Annotated in this window: 14 protein-coding genes; 2 read left to right on the top strand and 12 right to left on the bottom strand. The window is 64.9% G+C overall.

Going from position 1 to position 16,111, the window contains the following annotated elements; translation table 11 throughout:
• Positions 1-23 precede the first annotated feature (23 nt).
• The 6 genes from NKI69_RS07805 to NKI69_RS07780 are packed head-to-tail and all read right to left on the bottom strand — an operon-like array spanning position 24 to position 7,166.
• Positions 24-485 (bottom strand): MarR family winged helix-turn-helix transcriptional regulator, encoded by a 462-nt coding sequence (locus NKI69_RS07805; RefSeq protein ID WP_127271007.1) that lies wholly within the window; start codon positions 483-485, stop codon positions 24-26.
• Complete coding sequence (locus NKI69_RS07800) at positions 482-1,066, bottom strand: amino acid synthesis family protein (RefSeq protein ID WP_127271009.1); 585 nt, start codon at positions 1,064-1,066, stop codon at positions 482-484. The genes NKI69_RS07805 and NKI69_RS07800 overlap by 4 nt, the downstream gene beginning before the upstream one ends.
• Positions 1,059-1,943, bottom strand: coding sequence for a UPF0280 family protein (locus tag NKI69_RS07795; RefSeq protein ID WP_352720849.1), 885 nt, complete (start codon positions 1,941-1,943; stop codon positions 1,059-1,061). The genes NKI69_RS07800 and NKI69_RS07795 overlap by 8 nt, the downstream gene beginning before the upstream one ends.
• The gene (locus tag NKI69_RS07790) at positions 1,943-3,484 is read right to left on the bottom strand and encodes a 6-hydroxynicotinate reductase (RefSeq protein ID WP_352720847.1); all 1,542 of its coding nucleotides are present in this window, start codon (positions 3,482-3,484) and stop codon (positions 1,943-1,945) included. The genes NKI69_RS07795 and NKI69_RS07790 overlap by 1 nt, the downstream gene beginning before the upstream one ends.
• Positions 3,481-6,315, bottom strand: coding sequence for a molybdopterin-dependent oxidoreductase (locus tag NKI69_RS07785; RefSeq protein WP_352720845.1), 2,835 nt, complete (start codon positions 6,313-6,315; stop codon positions 3,481-3,483). Before NKI69_RS07785 ends, NKI69_RS07790 begins: the two co-directional genes overlap by 4 nt.
• Positions 6,312-7,166 carry an FAD binding domain-containing protein gene (locus tag NKI69_RS07780; protein ID WP_352720843.1) on the bottom strand — a complete coding sequence of 285 codons (855 nt, stop codon included), beginning with the start codon at positions 7,164-7,166 and terminating at the stop codon, positions 6,312-6,314. The genes NKI69_RS07785 and NKI69_RS07780 overlap by 4 nt, the downstream gene beginning before the upstream one ends.
• A gap of 245 nt (positions 7,167-7,411) precedes the next feature.
• Between NKI69_RS07780 and pncA the strand changes: the two genes are divergently transcribed.
• Together pncA and NKI69_RS07770 are read left to right on the top strand one after the other, a co-directional pair.
• Entirely contained in the window at positions 7,412-8,026 is a 615-nt protein-coding gene (gene pncA, locus NKI69_RS07775; protein WP_128309136.1) for a bifunctional nicotinamidase/pyrazinamidase, read from the top strand.
• Between the two features lie 208 nt (positions 8,027-8,234).
• Entirely contained in the window at positions 8,235-9,629 is a 1,395-nt protein-coding gene (locus tag NKI69_RS07770; protein WP_352720841.1) for a sodium:proton antiporter, read from the top strand.
• On the opposite strand, the gene NKI69_RS07765 is transcribed toward NKI69_RS07770, so the two are convergent.
• The 6 genes from NKI69_RS07765 to NKI69_RS07740 all read right to left on the bottom strand — a co-directional run bounded on the left by NKI69_RS07765 (position 9,630) and on the right by NKI69_RS07740 (position 16,031).
• Positions 9,630-10,349 carry an ABC transporter ATP-binding protein gene (locus tag NKI69_RS07765; protein WP_352720839.1) on the bottom strand — a complete coding sequence of 240 codons (720 nt, stop codon included), beginning with the start codon at positions 10,347-10,349 and terminating at the stop codon, positions 9,630-9,632.
• Positions 10,346-11,074, bottom strand: a complete 729-nt coding sequence (locus NKI69_RS07760; protein WP_352720837.1) for an ABC transporter ATP-binding protein — start codon at positions 11,072-11,074, stop codon at positions 10,346-10,348. Before NKI69_RS07760 ends, NKI69_RS07765 begins: the two co-directional genes overlap by 4 nt.
• Positions 11,071-12,033 (bottom strand): branched-chain amino acid ABC transporter permease, encoded by a 963-nt coding sequence (locus NKI69_RS07755; protein ID WP_352720835.1) that lies wholly within the window; start codon positions 12,031-12,033, stop codon positions 11,071-11,073. Before NKI69_RS07755 ends, NKI69_RS07760 begins: the two co-directional genes overlap by 4 nt.
• A complete protein-coding gene (locus NKI69_RS07750; RefSeq protein WP_352720833.1) occupies positions 12,030-12,911 on the bottom strand; it encodes a branched-chain amino acid ABC transporter permease in 882 nt (293 codons plus the stop codon). Before NKI69_RS07750 ends, NKI69_RS07755 begins: the two co-directional genes overlap by 4 nt.
• A gap of 215 nt (positions 12,912-13,126) precedes the next feature.
• Complete coding sequence (locus NKI69_RS07745) at positions 13,127-14,431, bottom strand: ABC transporter substrate-binding protein (protein WP_352610972.1); 1,305 nt, start codon at positions 14,429-14,431, stop codon at positions 13,127-13,129.
• A gap of 151 nt (positions 14,432-14,582) precedes the next feature.
• A complete protein-coding gene (locus NKI69_RS07740; RefSeq protein WP_352720830.1) occupies positions 14,583-16,031 on the bottom strand; it encodes a hypothetical protein in 1,449 nt (482 codons plus the stop codon).
• Positions 16,032-16,111: the final 80 nt, after the last annotated feature.

Here is a 16,111-nt window from a genome sequence, read left to right as displayed (position 1 = left end):
GTGCCTTTTTGGCGCCCGGCGGTCTAAGCCAGCTTCACCAGCAGCTTCATGAAGGTGGCGATCTCCTTGGCGGAGAGCGGCGCCAGCGTTTCCTGGGTGATCTCGCGCGCCAGCGGGATCAGGCGGTCGATGGCATCGCGGCCTGCCGCGGTCAGATTGACCAGCAGCCGTCTCTTGTCGACCTCGTGCCTGGAAAGCTCGACCAGGCCGCGCGCCTTCAGCCGGTCGATGACGCCCTTCACCGTCGCCGCATCCATCGCGATCAGCGTGCCGAGCTGGTTCTGCGAGGTCTCGCCGACGTCACGCAGCTTGGCCAACGCCGCGAATTGCGGCGGCGTCAGATCGCCGATATGCGCGGCAAATATCGCCACATGGCGCTGATGCGCCTTGCGCAGGATGAAGCCGACCTGCTCCTGCAGCAGGTAATCCTGGTCGTCCGGCGCCTCGACCTCGACCAGCTTGAGCAGATTGTCCTCGCCGCTCACCGCAAGCCATCCCAGGCTTTGATGTCATCGGCCGCGAGACCACCCATGCGATTGTGGATGCGCGGGCCACAGGTCATGGCGAGGCAGAACAGGATTTCGTCTGGGCGCGGACCATCGCTGATGCCGACTTCCATGGCGTCGAAATGGCTGCGCACATAGGCGGCGTTGATGTGGCCGAGCGGTACATCGAGCTTTGAACCGAACGCGCCGACCTTTTTGGCCGACGGCACGATCGCCTTGGCGTCGCCGAGCCGTTCGCGCATGGCGTAGCCGCCGGGCACATGCCACAGCGCACCGTGCTCCAACTCGCCCGCCGTGCCGACAATGGCGCCCTTGCCGTAGCCGTCGATCTGCTTGACGTCGCCGCCGAGCGCCGCGATCAGCCGGTCGGCGAGCAACAGGCCGAGCGGCTTCAGATCGTCCATGGCGCTCTGCAAGTCTTCGACATAGCGCCCGGCGAACGGGTTTTTCACCAGGGCCATGGCGGCGGCGCGGCGGCGCGGCACCTGGGCCACCGGCCCGCCCTCGTGAAAAATCTCTTCGGTCAGCACCGCGATTTTGCGGATCGAAAACTCAGGCATGGGCAACTTCCTCCCTCGAACTTTTGTTGGGCGCTGCAAGCGCAACCGAGCCACTGATGCGGATCTCACCGCCAAGAAACAGCGCCGATGCGGCAATCAGGCCGCGCCGGCGAAAATCTTCGGCGACGGCAAGGCCTTTGTCCAGCGCCCGCGCCACTTCGCCAAGGCCAAGCGTGCCGACACCATGTGTCACCAGCCGCGCGCCGAGATCGCTGTCGGGCGACAGTTCGTGCGCGGGAATGCGCTTGATGGCGGGATTGCCGGGCAGGTCCACCGCGTTGGCAATGAGGGTCGCTGCCGCATCTGCCTCGGCGCCGGTCCGCGCGAGCACGGTGACGGCGTCGGCAATGCCAAGCGAGAAGGAGCGGCCGCGCCAGCCGCTGGTGGCAACGCCACGAACGCCATCTTCCGCGCGGATCGTGATCCGGTCCGCCATGCCGTTACCGGTGCCGGCGACCGCCAATCCCATCGACTGTCCCCTGCCGATATGGATTGCGCAGTCGCCACCATTGTTGACATAGGCGCGATCGAGCTTGCGGCCGGCAAGCAATGCGGCGAGCATTTCGTCGGCTACCGATCCCGCGACGGCGGCCATCGGTGTTATGAAGCATTCCGCCAGGGGCATGACGGCTGCTTCCATGCGGCGCGCCGTCGGGCCGGCGAAGCTGCGAGGCGCCAGGAAAAACGCCGGTAGTCGCAATTCGGGGAGCTCCTCGACCAGCTCCATCAGGATCGTCTGGAACCGCGCTACCGCCTGTTCATAGGCTCGGCGGCATTCATCCGCCTCACCAAAAACCTCGACGATCAGGTCGATCGGCCCGTGGTTGAGATGGAGCCGCTTGCCGTCCTGCAGCCAGTTGGCTTGCGGCCCTTGCATCACCCGGCCCCGTTCGAGCCGGCACGGCGCAGCTGCGCGAGTGGCGGCCATGGATTGGTGGCTTCGGCGCCTGTGCCGCGGCGCGGATTGAGGTACTCACCGCCTTTTGCGACAATATCCTCGACGCTGCGGATCTCGGCCTCGTACCCGCCGAGCCTGACATAGTCGTCGCGGCGCAGCGTGAATTCGATAGGCGCCACCAGCGCCGGCGTCGGCACATAGCCGAAGGCACCCTCAGGCACTCTGGTGACATCGACCATCAGCGTGATGCCGCCGCCCGGCCAGACATAGACCGGCGCGCCGCCGACCGTGACATAGGTGGTCAGGCCCTGAACCGAGCGGGTGAGGTTGACCGGGTTTTCGGTGACGCCGGCCCGCAGCGAGCCGCCGGCGCCGCCGATGAACAGCACTGTGCACAAAGCTGGCTCGCAATTGTCCTCGATCAGCCCGACCGACTTCTGCAGCCGTTCGGGGAAAGGTTTTTGCACCGGTTTCAGTTCGTCGTCGAGTTCGTAATAGGCGAACTGTTCCCCGGTGGTCGACACCATCAGCAGCGACAGCCCCGGCCGCGCGCCTTTCTTGGCGTTCCACTCTCCGAGGATCGACAGCGGGTCTGAAATGCTGGTGCCGCCCCAGCCAAGCCCGGGTTCGGAGACCTTGAAATAGCGGCCCGGCGTCGAACGGCGGCCGATGATTTTTATCCCGGTATCCTGCCAGCCCAGCACCTTGCCGGCCTGATGCTCGGAAACGACGCCGGTGATGTGGTCGTCGACCACCACCACCTCGTCGACAAGGCCGCGCCATTGCGTGGCGAACATGCCGATGGTGGCCGAGCCGCAGCCGACGCGCATTCGGTGTTCCTGCTTGCCGTCGATGACAGGTGCTTTGCCGGCTTCGACTATGATGGTGGCGCCGCCGTCGATGGCCAGTTCCACCGGCTTGCGGTTGCACAGATTGAGCAGCGCGTCACAGGTGGCGCGTCCCTCGGCCTTGGAGCCGCCGGTCAGATGGTGCACACCGCCCAGCGACAGCATCTGCGAGCCATACTCGCCCGTCGTGACATGGCCGATCGCTTCTCCTTGCGATCGTACGACAGCCGTTTCGGGTCCGATATGACGGTCGGTGTCGATCTTCACCTTGACGCCGCAATAGGAGAAGATGCCCTCGGTGACGACGGTGACGAGATCGACGCCTTCGACCTCCTGGCTGACGATGAAGGGGGCCGGCTTGTAGTCGGGATAGGTGGTGCCGGCGCCGATTGCGGTGACGAAGCGGCGGCCGGTGTTGACCAGTTCGCCGTCCCAGGCCTCGCCCTCGGCGACGAACGGCACGATCGCCGCGCCGGTCTCGGCCGCATGATCGAGGATGGTCAGCGGGTCCGTCCGCACGATCCTGCCGCCGACATTGCCGTAGCGGTCGCATGCGCCGGTGCGCCCGTCAGCGATGTAGCACATCACCGGACAGGCATCGCAGCGGATCTTCTCCGCCACAAGCTTCTCGCCGGGATCATGCGTTTCGAAGCGCTCGGCAAGCTCGCTCATCGGCGTGCCTCCTTTTCGCGGATGCCATCTTTTTCGCGGATGCCAGCGCGGATACGCGTCGGCGTCGCCGGAATCTTGGTGACCAGCACGCCGGTGGCGTGGCGGATGGCATTGAGGATCGCCGGCGCCGTCGGGATCAGCACGTGCTCGCCCAAACCCTTGGCACCAAAGGGTCCTTCCGGATCCGGAACTTCTATCAGGATGGTTTCGATCGGCGGCACGTCGCCAATGGTCGGGATGAGATAATCGTGCAAATTCTCGGTGCGGCCGGGGATATACTCTTCCATCAGCGCCATGCCGATGCCTTGCGCAATGCCGCCTTCGATCTGGCCCTCGGCCAGCAGCGGGTTGATCGCCTTGCCGACATCATGCGCGGCGGTGATTTTCAGCAGCTTCACCGTGCCGAGCTTGAGGTCGACCTCCAATTCGGCGATCTGCGCGCCATAGCCGTAGACGGCGTAGGGTTTGCCCTGGCCCTTGGCGTCGAGGGGCAGCGTCGGCGGGTCGTAGGTCTCCTCGGCGCGAAAGACGAAGCCTTCGGCATCCACGTCCAATGTGGTGAGATCGATGCGGCGGGTGGCTTCTCCCTCGCGGATGACGATCGCCGAACCGTCCAGTTGCAGAGCGGCTTTTTCCGAAACATTGGCGAAGCGCAGGATCTTTTCGCGCAAGGCGCGGCCAGCCTTTTCGGCCGCCTTGCCGGTGACGAAGGTCTGGCGCGAGGCCGAGGTCTTGCCGGCGTCGGGGGTGATGGCTGTATCGGCGCTCTTCAACTGAAATTTCTCAAGCGGCAGGCCGAGCGCGTCGGCGCATATCTGGGCGATGACCGTGTTCGAACCCTGGCCGATATCGACAGCGCCCTGGTGCAGGATGACCGTGCCGTCAGCCGCGATGCCGACCCGGATGGTCGACGGGTTGGGCAGCGAGGTGTTGCCGCAGCCATACCAGCAGGACGCGATGCCAACACCGCGCTTTCTATCCCTGCTGGCGCTGTTGAATGCATCCGCATCAGCCGTTGCGCGCACCCAGTGCGGCTGCAGCGATTCGAGGCATTCGGCAATGCCGACGCCGGACTCCAGAAGCTGCCCGGTAACCGTTTCGGATCCGTTACGAAGGCAGTTCTTCAAGCGAAAATCGAGCCGGTCCATGCCGAGCTTGCCGGCTAGCTCGTCATACAGCGTCTCCTGCATGATCGTCGCCTGCGGCACGCCGAAGCCGCGGAAGGCGCCGGAGATCGGCCCATGCGTGTGGATGGCGCGGCCTTCGGCGCGGTAATTCGGCGTCGCGTAGGGTCCGGAGGCGTGCACCGGCACGCGGTTGGCCACGGTAGGGCCCCAGCTTGCATAGGCGCCAGTGTTGAAGTCACCTTCGAAGATCATGCCGGTGACAAGGCCGTCGGCATCGGCGCCGATGGTCGCCTTCATCTCGGCCGGATGGCGCTTGGTGGTCGACACCATCGATTCGTTGCGGGTGTAGGCAAGTGCCGCCGGCCGCCCCGTCTTCATCGCCACCAGGCCGATCAGCGGCTGCAGCGAAACGTCGAGCTTGGACCCGAAACCGCCGCCGGTCGCGGTCGGCACGATGCGCACCTTGTCGACGGCTAGGCCGAGCACCTTCGCCGTCTCGTCGCGGTCCATATAGGGCGCCTGGGTGCAGGCGACGACGACCAGCGTGTCGCCGTCCAGATAGGCATAGCCGGCTTCCGGTTCGATATAGGCGTGCTCGACATAGGAGGTGTCGATGGCGCCGGACACGGTGAACGCAGCGCCGGCAAGCGCCGTCTCGGGGTCGCCTCGCTCGACCAGGCCGGAGGTGAGCAGGTTCGCCGGCCGACTTTCATGGATCAGCGCAGCACCCTCAGCCTGCGCCTCGGCAGGTTGCAGAAAATGCGGCAGTTCGCTCCAGCGGACAGGAAAATCCGACAAATCGAGATCGAGTATCGCCTCGCGCTCGCCGGCAACCAGCGCCACCGCCTCGCCACGGAGCCGCGCAAACCCTTCGGCCAGCGCCGGCTGGTCGGCGAACGGGCCGATAGCGCCGAAACAGTTTTTTCCGGGAATGTCGGCTGCTGTGAAGACACCGGCTATGCCGGGATGCGCCTTCGTCCAGCCGTCGAGGTCGCCGAAGGCGAAGCTGGCGTGATAATGCGGCGAGCGGACCACCAGCACGGCCAGCGCATCGGCGGGGAAGGAATCGCCGCCGAATTTCTCAGCCCCGGTGACCTTCGGCACGCCATCGAGCCGGACGGGTGAGGAGCCGATCGCATGGCCTGATCGAGGCAAGCGGAAATCGAGGCTTGCGCCCTGCAGGGACGCATCCATCACCGCCGCGATGATCTTCCGGTAGCCGGTGCAGCGGCAGAGAATACCGCCCAGCGCATCCTGCACCTCGGCCTCGGTCGGGCTTGGCTGTTTGTCCAGCAACGCCGTTGCCGCGACCAGCAGCGCCGGCGTGCAGATGCCGCACTGCGCCGCGCCATGGGCAAGGAACGAGGCCTGCAGCGCCGACAGCCGGCCATTGGCGAGGCCTTCGACGGATGTTACCGCCGTCCCGGCGGCGGAAGCCGCCGACATCAGGCAGGCGCAGACCGGATCGCCGTCGACCAGCACCGTACAGGCGCCGCAGTCGCCGGCGTCGCAGCCGATCTTGGTGCCGGTCAACAGCAATTCATCGCGCAACACCAGGGACAGGCGGCGCAGGGGCGGCACATTGACCGAGACGGCGGTGCCATTGACCTCGAAGGCGATATCGGCGCGCGCAGCGCCGAAGCCTGGCTGGGCACTGCCCGGATCGGGCAGGGCTTCACGCGCGTCAGGCCAATTTTGGCTCATGCCGCCACCTCTTCGCCAGTCGTACGCCCCATAGCCGCGAGCACCGTGCGGGCAACAATCTCGCGCACCGCATCGAGCCGGTATTCGGCGCTGCCGCGCACATCGGCGATCGGCGACAGTTCTGCCATCGGCGCGGCCAGGACCGCGTCGGCGAGTCCGCCGTCCACCGGCAGACCGTGCAGCGCGGCTTCGACGCCGGCCAGCCGCTTGGCCACCACCGAACAGGAGCCGGCGGCGACCGCCGCTTGCCGGACAAGGCCATCCTGGACGACCAGACGCGCCGCCACCATGGCGATGGAAATGACGAGATAACGGCGCGCGCCGAGCTTGACGAAAGCCGACGTGCCGCTGGGCTTCGGCACGCGGATGGCCGTGACCATCTCACCGGGCAGCAGAGCGGTTCGGCGGTTGCCGAGAATGAAGTCCTGCAACGGCAGATGCCGCGTCGCGGCCACCGAGCGCAGCTCGACCTCGGCATCGAGGATGAGCAGGCCCGGCACCCCGTCGGCGGCCGGCGAGGCGTTGCAGAGATTGCCGGCGACCGAGGCGACGTTCTGGATTTGCATCGAGCCGACCTCTCGCGCCGCCTGTTTCAGCGCGTGGAAGGCCGGAGGCAAGGGATGGCGGACGATGTCGGTCCAGGTCGTGCGCGCGCCGATGACGAAATGGTCGTGCGTCTCGGCAATGCCGCGCAGCGCCGCCAGGCCGTTGATGTCGAGAACATTGTCGCGGAAGGGTTTGCTGCCCTGTGCCGGATAGAAATCGGTGCCGCCGGCAAGGATGCGCCAGGCGCCCTCGCCAAGCAAAGCGAGCGCTTCGTCGACCGAGGTGGGTTTCGCGTAACGGATCACGCTTTGCCTTCCAGAAAGGAACTTTCCGAATCCGGTATTTCCGGCGTTCGAGCCGAGAAACTCATTCGTATGCAAATGATATCAAGCCCGCAGGATTTGTCAAAGCCCGAGTTTGCGGCGGCCCGGCCGGCACGCATTTGTTATGTCGCGAGAGGTTGACGCCGCCGGCCATCTGGTCAAGTTTCTGCGTCCGGTCGCGTCAGCGGCATTTTCCACTGGAGCCTGCATACGGAAGAGGAAAGCCCATGGCCGACGAGGCGCTTGTTGTCATCGACCTGCAGAACGACTTTTGTCCCGGCGGCGCGCTGGCGGTTGCCGGCGGCGATGAGATCGTGCCGCTGGTCAACGACCTGATCCGGCGAACCGACCATGTCGTGCTGACGCAGGACTGGCATCCCGCCGGTCATTCCAGCTTTGCCTCCAGCCATCCGGGCGCGCAGCCTTTCACGATGATCGAAATGCCCTATGGTCAGCAGACGCTGTGGCCGGACCACTGCATCCAGGGCAGCTTGGGCTCGGATTTCCATTCCGGCCTCGCCTGGACCAAGGCCGAGCTCGTCATTCGCAAGGGATTTAGGCCTGATATCGACAGCTATTCGGCTTTCTTCGAGAACGACCGCACGACCCAGACCGGCCTTGCCGGCTACCTCCGGGAGCGCGGCATCGACACGCTGACCCTGGTCGGGCTGGCGACCGATTTCTGCGTCGGCTTTTCGGCGCTGGACGCCGTCAGCCAGGGCTTCAAAACCACAGTGCGGCTCGATGCCTGCCGCGGCATCGATCTCAACGGTTCGCTCGATGCCATGCTGCAGCGCCTGCGCGACGCCGGCGTGACGCTCGAAGATCCTTTGTCGGATTGAACGGCCGTTGGGCAAGCACCCCCTCACCCGGATTGCCAGCCGAATTGCGAAGGGCAATTCGGGGCAATCCGACCTCTCCCCGAGGGGAGAGGAGAAGGCGAGCGTCGGCGCCGAGTCTCTTCTCCCCTCGGGGAGAAGGTGGCCGCGCAGCGGCCGGATGAGGGGGCCTTTTTTATATTTGATCCCCTTGTCGGCAGCATGCGCTGCAATGATTGCCGCGATGCTGTTTCCGGCACAGGCATTCGCGGCCGAAGACCACGGCCTGCCCGGCGCTTCGATGTCGCTGTGGTGGGCGCTGCCCTTTGCCGGGCTGCTATTGTCGATCGCCACCGGTCCGCTGCTGTTTCCTCATGCCTGGGAACATCACTACGGCAAGATATCGGCCCTTTGGGCCGCACTGGTGATCGTGCCGCTGGCGGCTGCCTTCGGTGTTCCCACAGCGACCGAAGCGGTGCTGCATGCGTTGCTCACGGAATACATGTCGTTCATCATCCTGCTGTTTGCGCTGTTCACCATTTCGGGCGGCATTCTCCTTGCCGGCAACATTCACGGCACGCCGCTGGTGAATGCAGGCCTGCTGCTGGTCGGCGCACTGCTGGCCTCGGTGATAGGCACGACCGGTGCCTCGATGATCCTGATCCGGCCGATCATCCGCGCCAACGATAACAGGCCGTTCAACGCCCATGTCGTCATCTTCTTCATCTTCCTGGTGTCCAACATCGGCGGCTCGCTGACGCCGCTTGGCGATCCGCCGCTGTTCGTCGGCTTCCTCAGAGGTGTCGACTTCTTCTGGACGACCGCCAATCTCTGGCGCGAGACCCTGTTCGTCGGCGGTGCCGTGCTGGCCGTTTTTCTGGGCATCGACATCATCCTGCATCGGCGCGAGGCTGGCGCGCCGAAGATCAAGGATCCGACGCCGGACACGACGGTGCGTCTGCGCGGCCTGGCCAACCTTCCGCTGCTGGCAGGTGTGATCGGCGCCATCCTGCTGTCGGCGGCCTGGAAGCCGGGCGTCAGCTTCTCCGTGTTCGGGGTTAGCCTGGAACTGCAGAACCTGGTGCGCGATGCCATCATCCTGGCGCTCGCCCTGCTGTCGCTTCCGCTCTCCTACAAGAGCCACCGCGAGGCGAACGGCTTCAACTGGGGTCCGATAGCGGAGGTGGCCAAATTGTTTGCCGGCATCTTCGTCTGCATCGTGCCGGTCATCGCCATCCTCAGGGCGAGCCATGAGGGGGCACTGGCGCCGCTGGTGTCGCTTGTCAGTTCACCCTCGGGTGCGCCCAACGACCTCGCCTATTTCTGGCTGACTGGGGCGCTGTCATCCTTCCTCGACAATGCGCCGACCTATCTGGTGTTTTTCGAGCTTGCCGGCGGCGACCCCCGGCACCTGATGACGGAGTTCGCTTCGACGCTTGCCGCGATCTCGGCCGGCGCGGTGTTCATGGGCGCCAACACCTATATCGGCAATGCACCGAACTTCATGGTCTACGCCATCGCCCGCCATCGCGGCGTGAAGATGCCGGGCTTCTTCGGCTACATGCTGTGGTCTGGGCTGGTGCTGATCCCGATATTTTTGGTCGCGGGCTTTCTGTTCTTCGGCTGATCACCCGACGCCGACATAGCGGCGGACCGCCGACGGGTCGGCGCGCAACTTCTCGACGTCGACCGTCTCGCGGTTGCGGCCGTTTTCGATGAAGGCAACGTGGTCGGCGATCGAAAGCACCGCATCGACACGCTGCTCGACCAGGATGGTCGAGACGCCCATGTCGCGCAGCTTCGACACCGTCTCGCGGATCTTGGCGATCATCGACGGCATCAGCCCTTCGGTCGGCTCGTCGAGCAGCAGCACTTGCGGTTCGAGACAGAGCGCGCGCGCCATGGCCAGCATCTGCTGTTCGCCGCCGGACAGCGTGCCCGAGCGCTGCCGCAGCCGCTGGCGCAGCAGCGGGAACAGGTCGAGGACATTTTCCCGCACGGCCTTGCCCTTGCCGCGCGCCATCAGGCCGATCTCGATGTTTTCGGCCACCGTCATTTCGGCGAACAGCCGTCTGCCCTGCGGTACATAGGCGACGCCGGCCTTGGGCACCTCATGCGCCGGTAGACCGGTCAACTCTTGGCCAGCCAGTTTGATCGAGCCGGCGCTTGAGGGAACCAGCCCCATGATGGCTTTGAGCGTCGTCGTCTTGCCGGCGCCGTTGCGGCCGAACAGACACAGCACCTCGCCCTTGTTCAGCACCAGATCGAGGCCATAGAGCACCTGGACCTCGCCATAGAAGCAGTCGAGCCCCGAAATGGTGAGTGCTTGAGACTTAGGTTCAGTCATGGGGCGGTCCCAAGATAGGCTTCCTGCACCGCCGCGTTCTCGCGGATCGCTTCGGGGGTGCCTTCGGCCAGGATCTTGCCGGCATTGAAGACGGTGACGCGGTCGGCCAGTTGCATGACCACGGGCATGTTGTGCTCGATCAGAAGCACGGTGGCGTTCTTGGCGATCTCGCGCACCAGCGTGATGAAATTGTCGATCTCAGAGTCGGCCAGGCCTTGCGTCGGCTCGTCGAGGATCAGCAGGCGCGGCTTCAGCGCCAGGCCCATCGCCACTTCCAACAGGCGCTGATGGCCGTAGGACAATTGGCCGGCCGGCATGTGGGCACGATCGGCCAGGCCGGTGCGTTCCAGTGCGGTCATGACAGCGGCCTGTATCGCGTTCTTGGAATGGCTGTCATGCCGCAGCGTCAGTTGCGCGGGCAGCGCGACGTTGGCGTAAACGGACAGGTTGGCATAGACGCTGGTGAGCTGGAAGGTGTAGGCGATGCCCCTGCGCACCCTGACATAGGCAGGCAGATTGGTGATGTCGGCGCCGTCGAAGACGATCATGCCGGCAGATGGCTGGATGCGGCCGCTGACCAGGCTGACGAAGGTGGTCTTCCCCGCCCCGTTGGGGCCGATCACGGCGCGGATCTCGCCCGGCATCAGCGCGAAATCGACATTGTCGACGGCGCGCAGACCACCGAAATTGCGCGACAGGCCCTTGGTGGTCAAAAGCGGCATCATGGCAGCCACCCGAGCCAGCGCTGGCGGATGCTGCCCAGAATGCCTTTCGGGAAAAACAGCACCAGCAGGATCAGCGCGATGCCGACGATCAGCAGATAGGCGGAGGTGTAGCCGCTGGTGATATCGATGACATAGTACATGAACAGCGTGCCGATCAGCGGTCCGAGCGTCGTCGCGGCACCCCCCAGCAGCACCCACAGCAGCGGCAGGATCGAATACTGCACCGACGCGAAGCTCGATCCGACATAGCCGAACAGCAGCGCATAGGCGGCCCCCGAGGCCGCGCAGATGGTGCCGGAGATGACGACGGCGGCGAGCTTGTTCGAAAACGTGTCGTAGCCGAGCATCTTCGTGCGCTCCTCATTCTCGCGGATGGCGACCAGCACGCGGCCATAGCGGGAGCGGACGATGGCCAATGTGACGAGCAGCACGATGGAAAACAGCGCCAGCGCTGTCATGTAGCGCACCGTCGGATTGGTGAGTTCGAGCGATGTAGCGCCAAAGCTGAGCACCCGCGCCGGCTGCGGCACGACCATGCCTTGGTCGCCGCCGGTCCAAGTCGCGAAGTAGAGGATGAGGAGGTAGAACACTTGAGCGAACATCATGGTGACGATCATGAAGGCGACGCCCGTGGTGCGCAACGCCAGCAGGCCGATCACCAGCGCCAGGAGCGCACCGCAGGCAATCCCAGCGGCAAATGCCGCTGGTACGCCCCAGCCAAGCTGGATGACGGCAAGGCCGGCGCCATAGAGACCGGCGGAGAAGAACATGGCATGGCCAAGGCTGAGCAGGCCGACATAGCCGAACAGCATGTTGTAGCCCATGGCGAACACCGCCAGCACCATGATGCGGGCGAGCAGGCCGTGATAATACTCCGGCAAAAGGAAGCTCAGCACGAAGAGCAGCGCGATGACGCCGAGATGCAAGGCATAGGCTTTTGCCGGCGAAGCTTCGCTCATCGCGATGCCGTCCCGAACAGGCCTTGCGGGCGGAACACCAGCACCATGGCGACCAGCAGCGTTGCGATGATCTTGGCCAAAGTCGGCGAGAAGAACATCGAGATGATGCCGTCGGAGAGGCCGATCAGCACGGCGGCGACGACCGTGCCGCGCAGCGAGCCGAGGCCGCCGATGATGACGACGATAAAGGAGAGCAGCAGCGGATCCTGTCCCATCAGATAATGCGCCTGGCTGATCGGCACGATCAGCACCGCGGCAATGGCCGCCAGCATGGCGCCGAGCGCGAAGACGCAGCCATAGACACGGCCGACAGGGATGCCGAAGGCTTGCGCCGTCTCGCTGTCATACTGCGTGGCGCGCATGACGAGGCCGATCCTGGTGCGCGTCAGCACCAGCCATGTCGCGGTGAGCAGCAGCGCGGAAGCGGCGATAACAGACAGTTTGTAGCCGGAGTAACCGAACCAAGGCAAAAGGATGCGGTAGCTGAACGGCGGCTCCACCGGCCGCGCCTCCGGGCCGTAAAAAGTCAGCGCCAATTGCTGGATGATGTAGAGCATGCCGATGGTGGCGACGATGGTGGCTTCCGGGTTGTAGTTGAGCCGGCGCAGCACCAGCCGTTCGGCGACCAACGCAATGGCGCCGACGATCAGCGGCGCAATCACCAGCGCCGCCAGGAAGCCGAGCACAGGGTGACCGCCGATGGCCGTGGTGATCGCCCAGGCGAGCACCGCGCCCAGCATGAAGAACTCGCCATGCGCGACATTGACCACCCGCATGACGCCGAACACCAGGGACAGCCCGAGCGCGGTCAGCGCCAGCACCGCGGATGTGACGAGGCCTTCGAGGGCGGCGAGGAGAAGGTGGGGACCGAAGTGCATCGGCTACGCACCGGCGGATGCGCGAGGCACCCCCCTCTGTCCTGCCGGACATCTCCCCCGCAAGGGGGGAGATTGGATGTCCTCACTGGTTTCGCCAACCATCAACGCTCGCAGATGGACGCCGCCGCACGAACTGCCGATCTCCCCCCATGCGGGGGAGATGTCCGGCAGGACAGAGGGGGGTGCCTTGGCGCTCACGCTGCTGAAGCTAAGCCTCACAGCGCCTGCGTCGTGTAATCTCCCTCGGCCTCGTAAAGCCCGTCTTCGATCTTGGTCTTGTGCACGACCTTGAGCTTGCCGCCTTCGACCTTGGAGATGTTCTGGATGCCGAAGCACTGGTGGATCTTGCCGTTGAAGGTTTTCGGCCCCTGCGGATGCTCGGCACCTTCGGCGAATTCGGTCAGGGCTTCGGTCGCCTCGACCAGCTTGGCGCGGTCTTCCGGTCCCTTGTAGCCGGCATCTTCCATCGCCTTCTTGACGACGTAGAGCGTCTCCCAGCAGCCGAACATGTGGGCTGCGGTGGAGACGTCCTTGGGGTCGCCGACGGCCGCACCATCGTCGTCGATGCCGACGGCGGTGCGATAGGCCTTTTGCGCCTCGGAATCATCGGCCTGCGCATAGCGCGGCGAGCCTTCCCAGAAATGGCTGCCGTCGAGGAATTCGAGGCCGGGGCTGTTGATGTCGGTGGCCTCGAGCGAATCGATGAAGCCGAACAGTTGCGGCCGGTTGGAGCCGTAGAACTCCCCGAGCTCCTTGACGAAGGTGAGCACGGCCGGGCCGACCATGACGTGGTAGATCACCTCGGTCTCGGCCGGGATCTGCGGGAAGTATTTGGTGAAGGACGATTCCGTCGGCGGAATGGCGATCTGCGCGATGACCTCGGCGCCTTGCGCCTTCAGTGCCGGCGGCAGGTAGTCGCGATGGTCGTAGCCGAAGGCGAAATCGGGGAAGATCTGCGTCACCTTCTTGCCGACATTGGCCGCGATCCACGGCGCCATCGACTGGATCTGGCTCTTCACGTCGGTGATGCCGGGCTGGAAGACATAGCGGTTCAGCTTTGTCGAGGCGACGTGATGGCCTTCGCTGACGACGAAATAGGGCATCTTGTTTTCGCCGGCGGCGGGCGCCGAGCCGATGACGACATGCGAGAACAGCGTGCCGAAGACGATGTCGGTCTTGTGCTGGGTGGCGAACTTGCCGACCACCTCGGCGCCACGGCCGGGGTCGGTGCCGTCATCCTCGATGATCACCTCGACCTGGCGGCCATTGATGCCGCCGGCGGCGTTGATCGCCTTCACCGCGGCAGCCGTCGTCTTCTCATACCAGCGGCCGTAGGCGGCGCCGATGCCGGTGCGGTGCGACTGGAAGCCGATCTTGACCGGCGCGGAACTCTGCGCCTGGGAATAGCGGACGAAGCCCGGCGCGACGGCGAGGCCGGCGCCCGCGGCCAGGCCCTTCAGCGCCGTGCGGCGGGTGAGGCCAGTCTTGGAGAGGTCGAAAAATCCGTTCTTGTCAGCCATGTTCGTTCCCCTGTTTTCAGTTTTGACCAACGATAAGGCGGCTTCGGCATCCTCGCTTAGAGGACGCAAAAATTGCATGTGTACAAACTAAATCATCAAAGCCTCGATGTGGCAAGCGAGCTTCCCCAACGATATCGAGGCCGCTCTTTTCTCATCCAACCGTCGGCGTGGCAAGCAACCAGAGGCCGAACACCGTATAGGCGATCATCAGCAAGGTAAGCGGGAACTGGCTGAGTGCCGCGCGGGAGGGCTGCGGATGCAGGCGCCAGGCGAAGCCGTGGGCGACGAGGACGGCGAGCACATGGCCAAGGATGATGGCGCAGGCCTGGACATTCCACAGCCACCACGCCGAGTCCGCCCCGGCAACGATGCCGGCCTCGATCTGCATGTCGGCGGTGCCGAACAAGTTCCAGCCCATCGCGAACGGGTCGGAAAGTGCCGCAAGCGTATATTGGCCGTCGACAAGCAGCGCCGTCAGATAATGCGCGACGTGATAGGCGAGCGCGATCGGCACGATCGACCACACCAGCAGGCCTGCGGCCTGGCCGAGAGTGTGATCGCTGCCGGCAAGACGCTGGCCGAGCCGGACGGCAAGCAGGAACACCGCGGCCAGCAGCGCGAATGTCAGGATCAGCCCGAAAGTGCCGCTGCCGATCAGCGCGGTGCGGCCGGGAAATTCGAGTGGGTTGATACCGAACAGGCCGAGCCAGAAGAAGGTCTTCGACAGGCCGTCGAAGGATACCGACGACAGGGCCAGCAGCAGAAAGGCGATGCCGCTGGCCGGCAAGGGCTCCGCGGCCAGCAGCTTGGCGCCGGGCCAGCAAAGTGCAAGCCGGCCGTCTTGGTTGCGTTCGACCATGGCAAAGCGCGCCACCATCGAGAAGAAGACCGTCAGGAATTCACCGCTGCGGCTCCAGCCGCGATAGCCGAACGCCAGCATGGCGAGGAAAGAGAACAGCCAATATAGGCCGGCGGCAAAAGCCAGCCGTGCCGGATCGTCGGGCGCGGGATCGATGAGTTCGAACCAGGCGAAGGCGAAGAACAGGATGGCAGCCGGCCAGCAGCCGACCCAACGGGGCAGGCGCCATGCTCCGTGATCCCCGGTCCCGAACAGGCGCGAGGCGAGACGCCATGGTCCATACCAGGGGTTCAGCCATGACCAGAGGTCGCCGAAGAGGCCTTGCAACAGCGTGAGGCCGGCCCACAACAGCGTCCAGATCACCAGTGGCAGAGGATTGGAAAGTGGGTCGCGGCTGCCGAAAAGGCCGGCGGCGATGAGAATTGCAAAGCCGGCGAAGGATAGCAGGCTGATGGCGGCGCGGGTGGCGTCACCGAGGGCGAATAACGGCAGGCGCCGTCGCCAAAAGCGGTCAAGTGAATCCGCAGGCAGCAGCGCAAGGACGAGGAAGCTGACGGCCACGGCGAAGGCGCCGCCGACCAGATAGTAGCCGGTCGGCAGGAGCAGGACGTGGCCACGGTCGGAGGCGTGCGCGAAGGCGGGGGTGGGGAGGGATACGAATAAGCAGATGAAGCTTGTGATCAAGAGGCGATAACCTTCGCCGCCGCGATCCTTCACACCCCCCTCTGGCCTACCGGCCATCTCCCCCGCAAGGGGGGAGATCGGATGTCGCCCAGGCTTTCGCCAATTTTCAACTTCGGAGAAAAAGGCGGACTGGTCGA

It is taken from the genome of Mesorhizobium sp. M0491 (assembly GCF_040321265.1).
Taxonomy (GTDB): Bacteria; Pseudomonadota; Alphaproteobacteria; order Rhizobiales; family Rhizobiaceae; genus Mesorhizobium.
The sequence above is the reverse complement of the archived record's forward strand: the minus strand, read 5'-3'. Positions and strand labels throughout refer to the sequence as shown.

Bases quoted from the DNA above. Each gene is read 5' to 3' on its own strand.
- NKI69_RS07800 (WP_127271009.1), bottom strand. From the start codon at position 1,066: ATGCCTGAGTTTTCGATCCGCAAAATCGCGGTGCTGACCGAAGAGATT.
- NKI69_RS07795 (WP_352720849.1), bottom strand. From the start codon at position 1,943: ATGCAAGGGCCGCAAGCCAACTGGCTGCAGGACGGCAAGCGGCTCCAT.
- NKI69_RS07790 (WP_352720847.1), bottom strand. From the start codon at position 3,484: ATGAGCGAGCTTGCCGAGCGCTTCGAAACGCATGATCCCGGCGAGAAG.
- NKI69_RS07785 (WP_352720845.1), bottom strand. From the start codon at position 6,315: ATGAGCCAAAATTGGCCTGACGCGCGTGAAGCCCTGCCCGATCCGGGC.
- pncA (WP_128309136.1), top strand. From the start codon at position 7,412: ATGGCCGACGAGGCGCTTGTTGTCATCGACCTGCAGAACGACTTTTGT.
- NKI69_RS07770 (WP_352720841.1), top strand. From the start codon at position 8,235: ATGATTGCCGCGATGCTGTTTCCGGCACAGGCATTCGCGGCCGAAGAC.
- NKI69_RS07765 (WP_352720839.1), bottom strand. From the start codon at position 10,349: ATGACTGAACCTAAGTCTCAAGCACTCACCATTTCGGGGCTCGACTGC.
- NKI69_RS07760 (WP_352720837.1), bottom strand. From the start codon at position 11,074: ATGATGCCGCTTTTGACCACCAAGGGCCTGTCGCGCAATTTCGGTGGT.
- NKI69_RS07755 (WP_352720835.1), bottom strand. From the start codon at position 12,033: ATGAGCGAAGCTTCGCCGGCAAAAGCCTATGCCTTGCATCTCGGCGTC.
- NKI69_RS07750 (WP_352720833.1), bottom strand. From the start codon at position 12,911: ATGCACTTCGGTCCCCACCTTCTCCTCGCCGCCCTCGAAGGCCTCGTC.
- NKI69_RS07745 (WP_352610972.1), bottom strand. From the start codon at position 14,431: ATGGCTGACAAGAACGGATTTTTCGACCTCTCCAAGACTGGCCTCACC.
- NKI69_RS07740 (WP_352720830.1), bottom strand. From the start codon at position 16,031: ATGGCCGGTAGGCCAGAGGGGGGTGTGAAGGATCGCGGCGGCGAAGGT.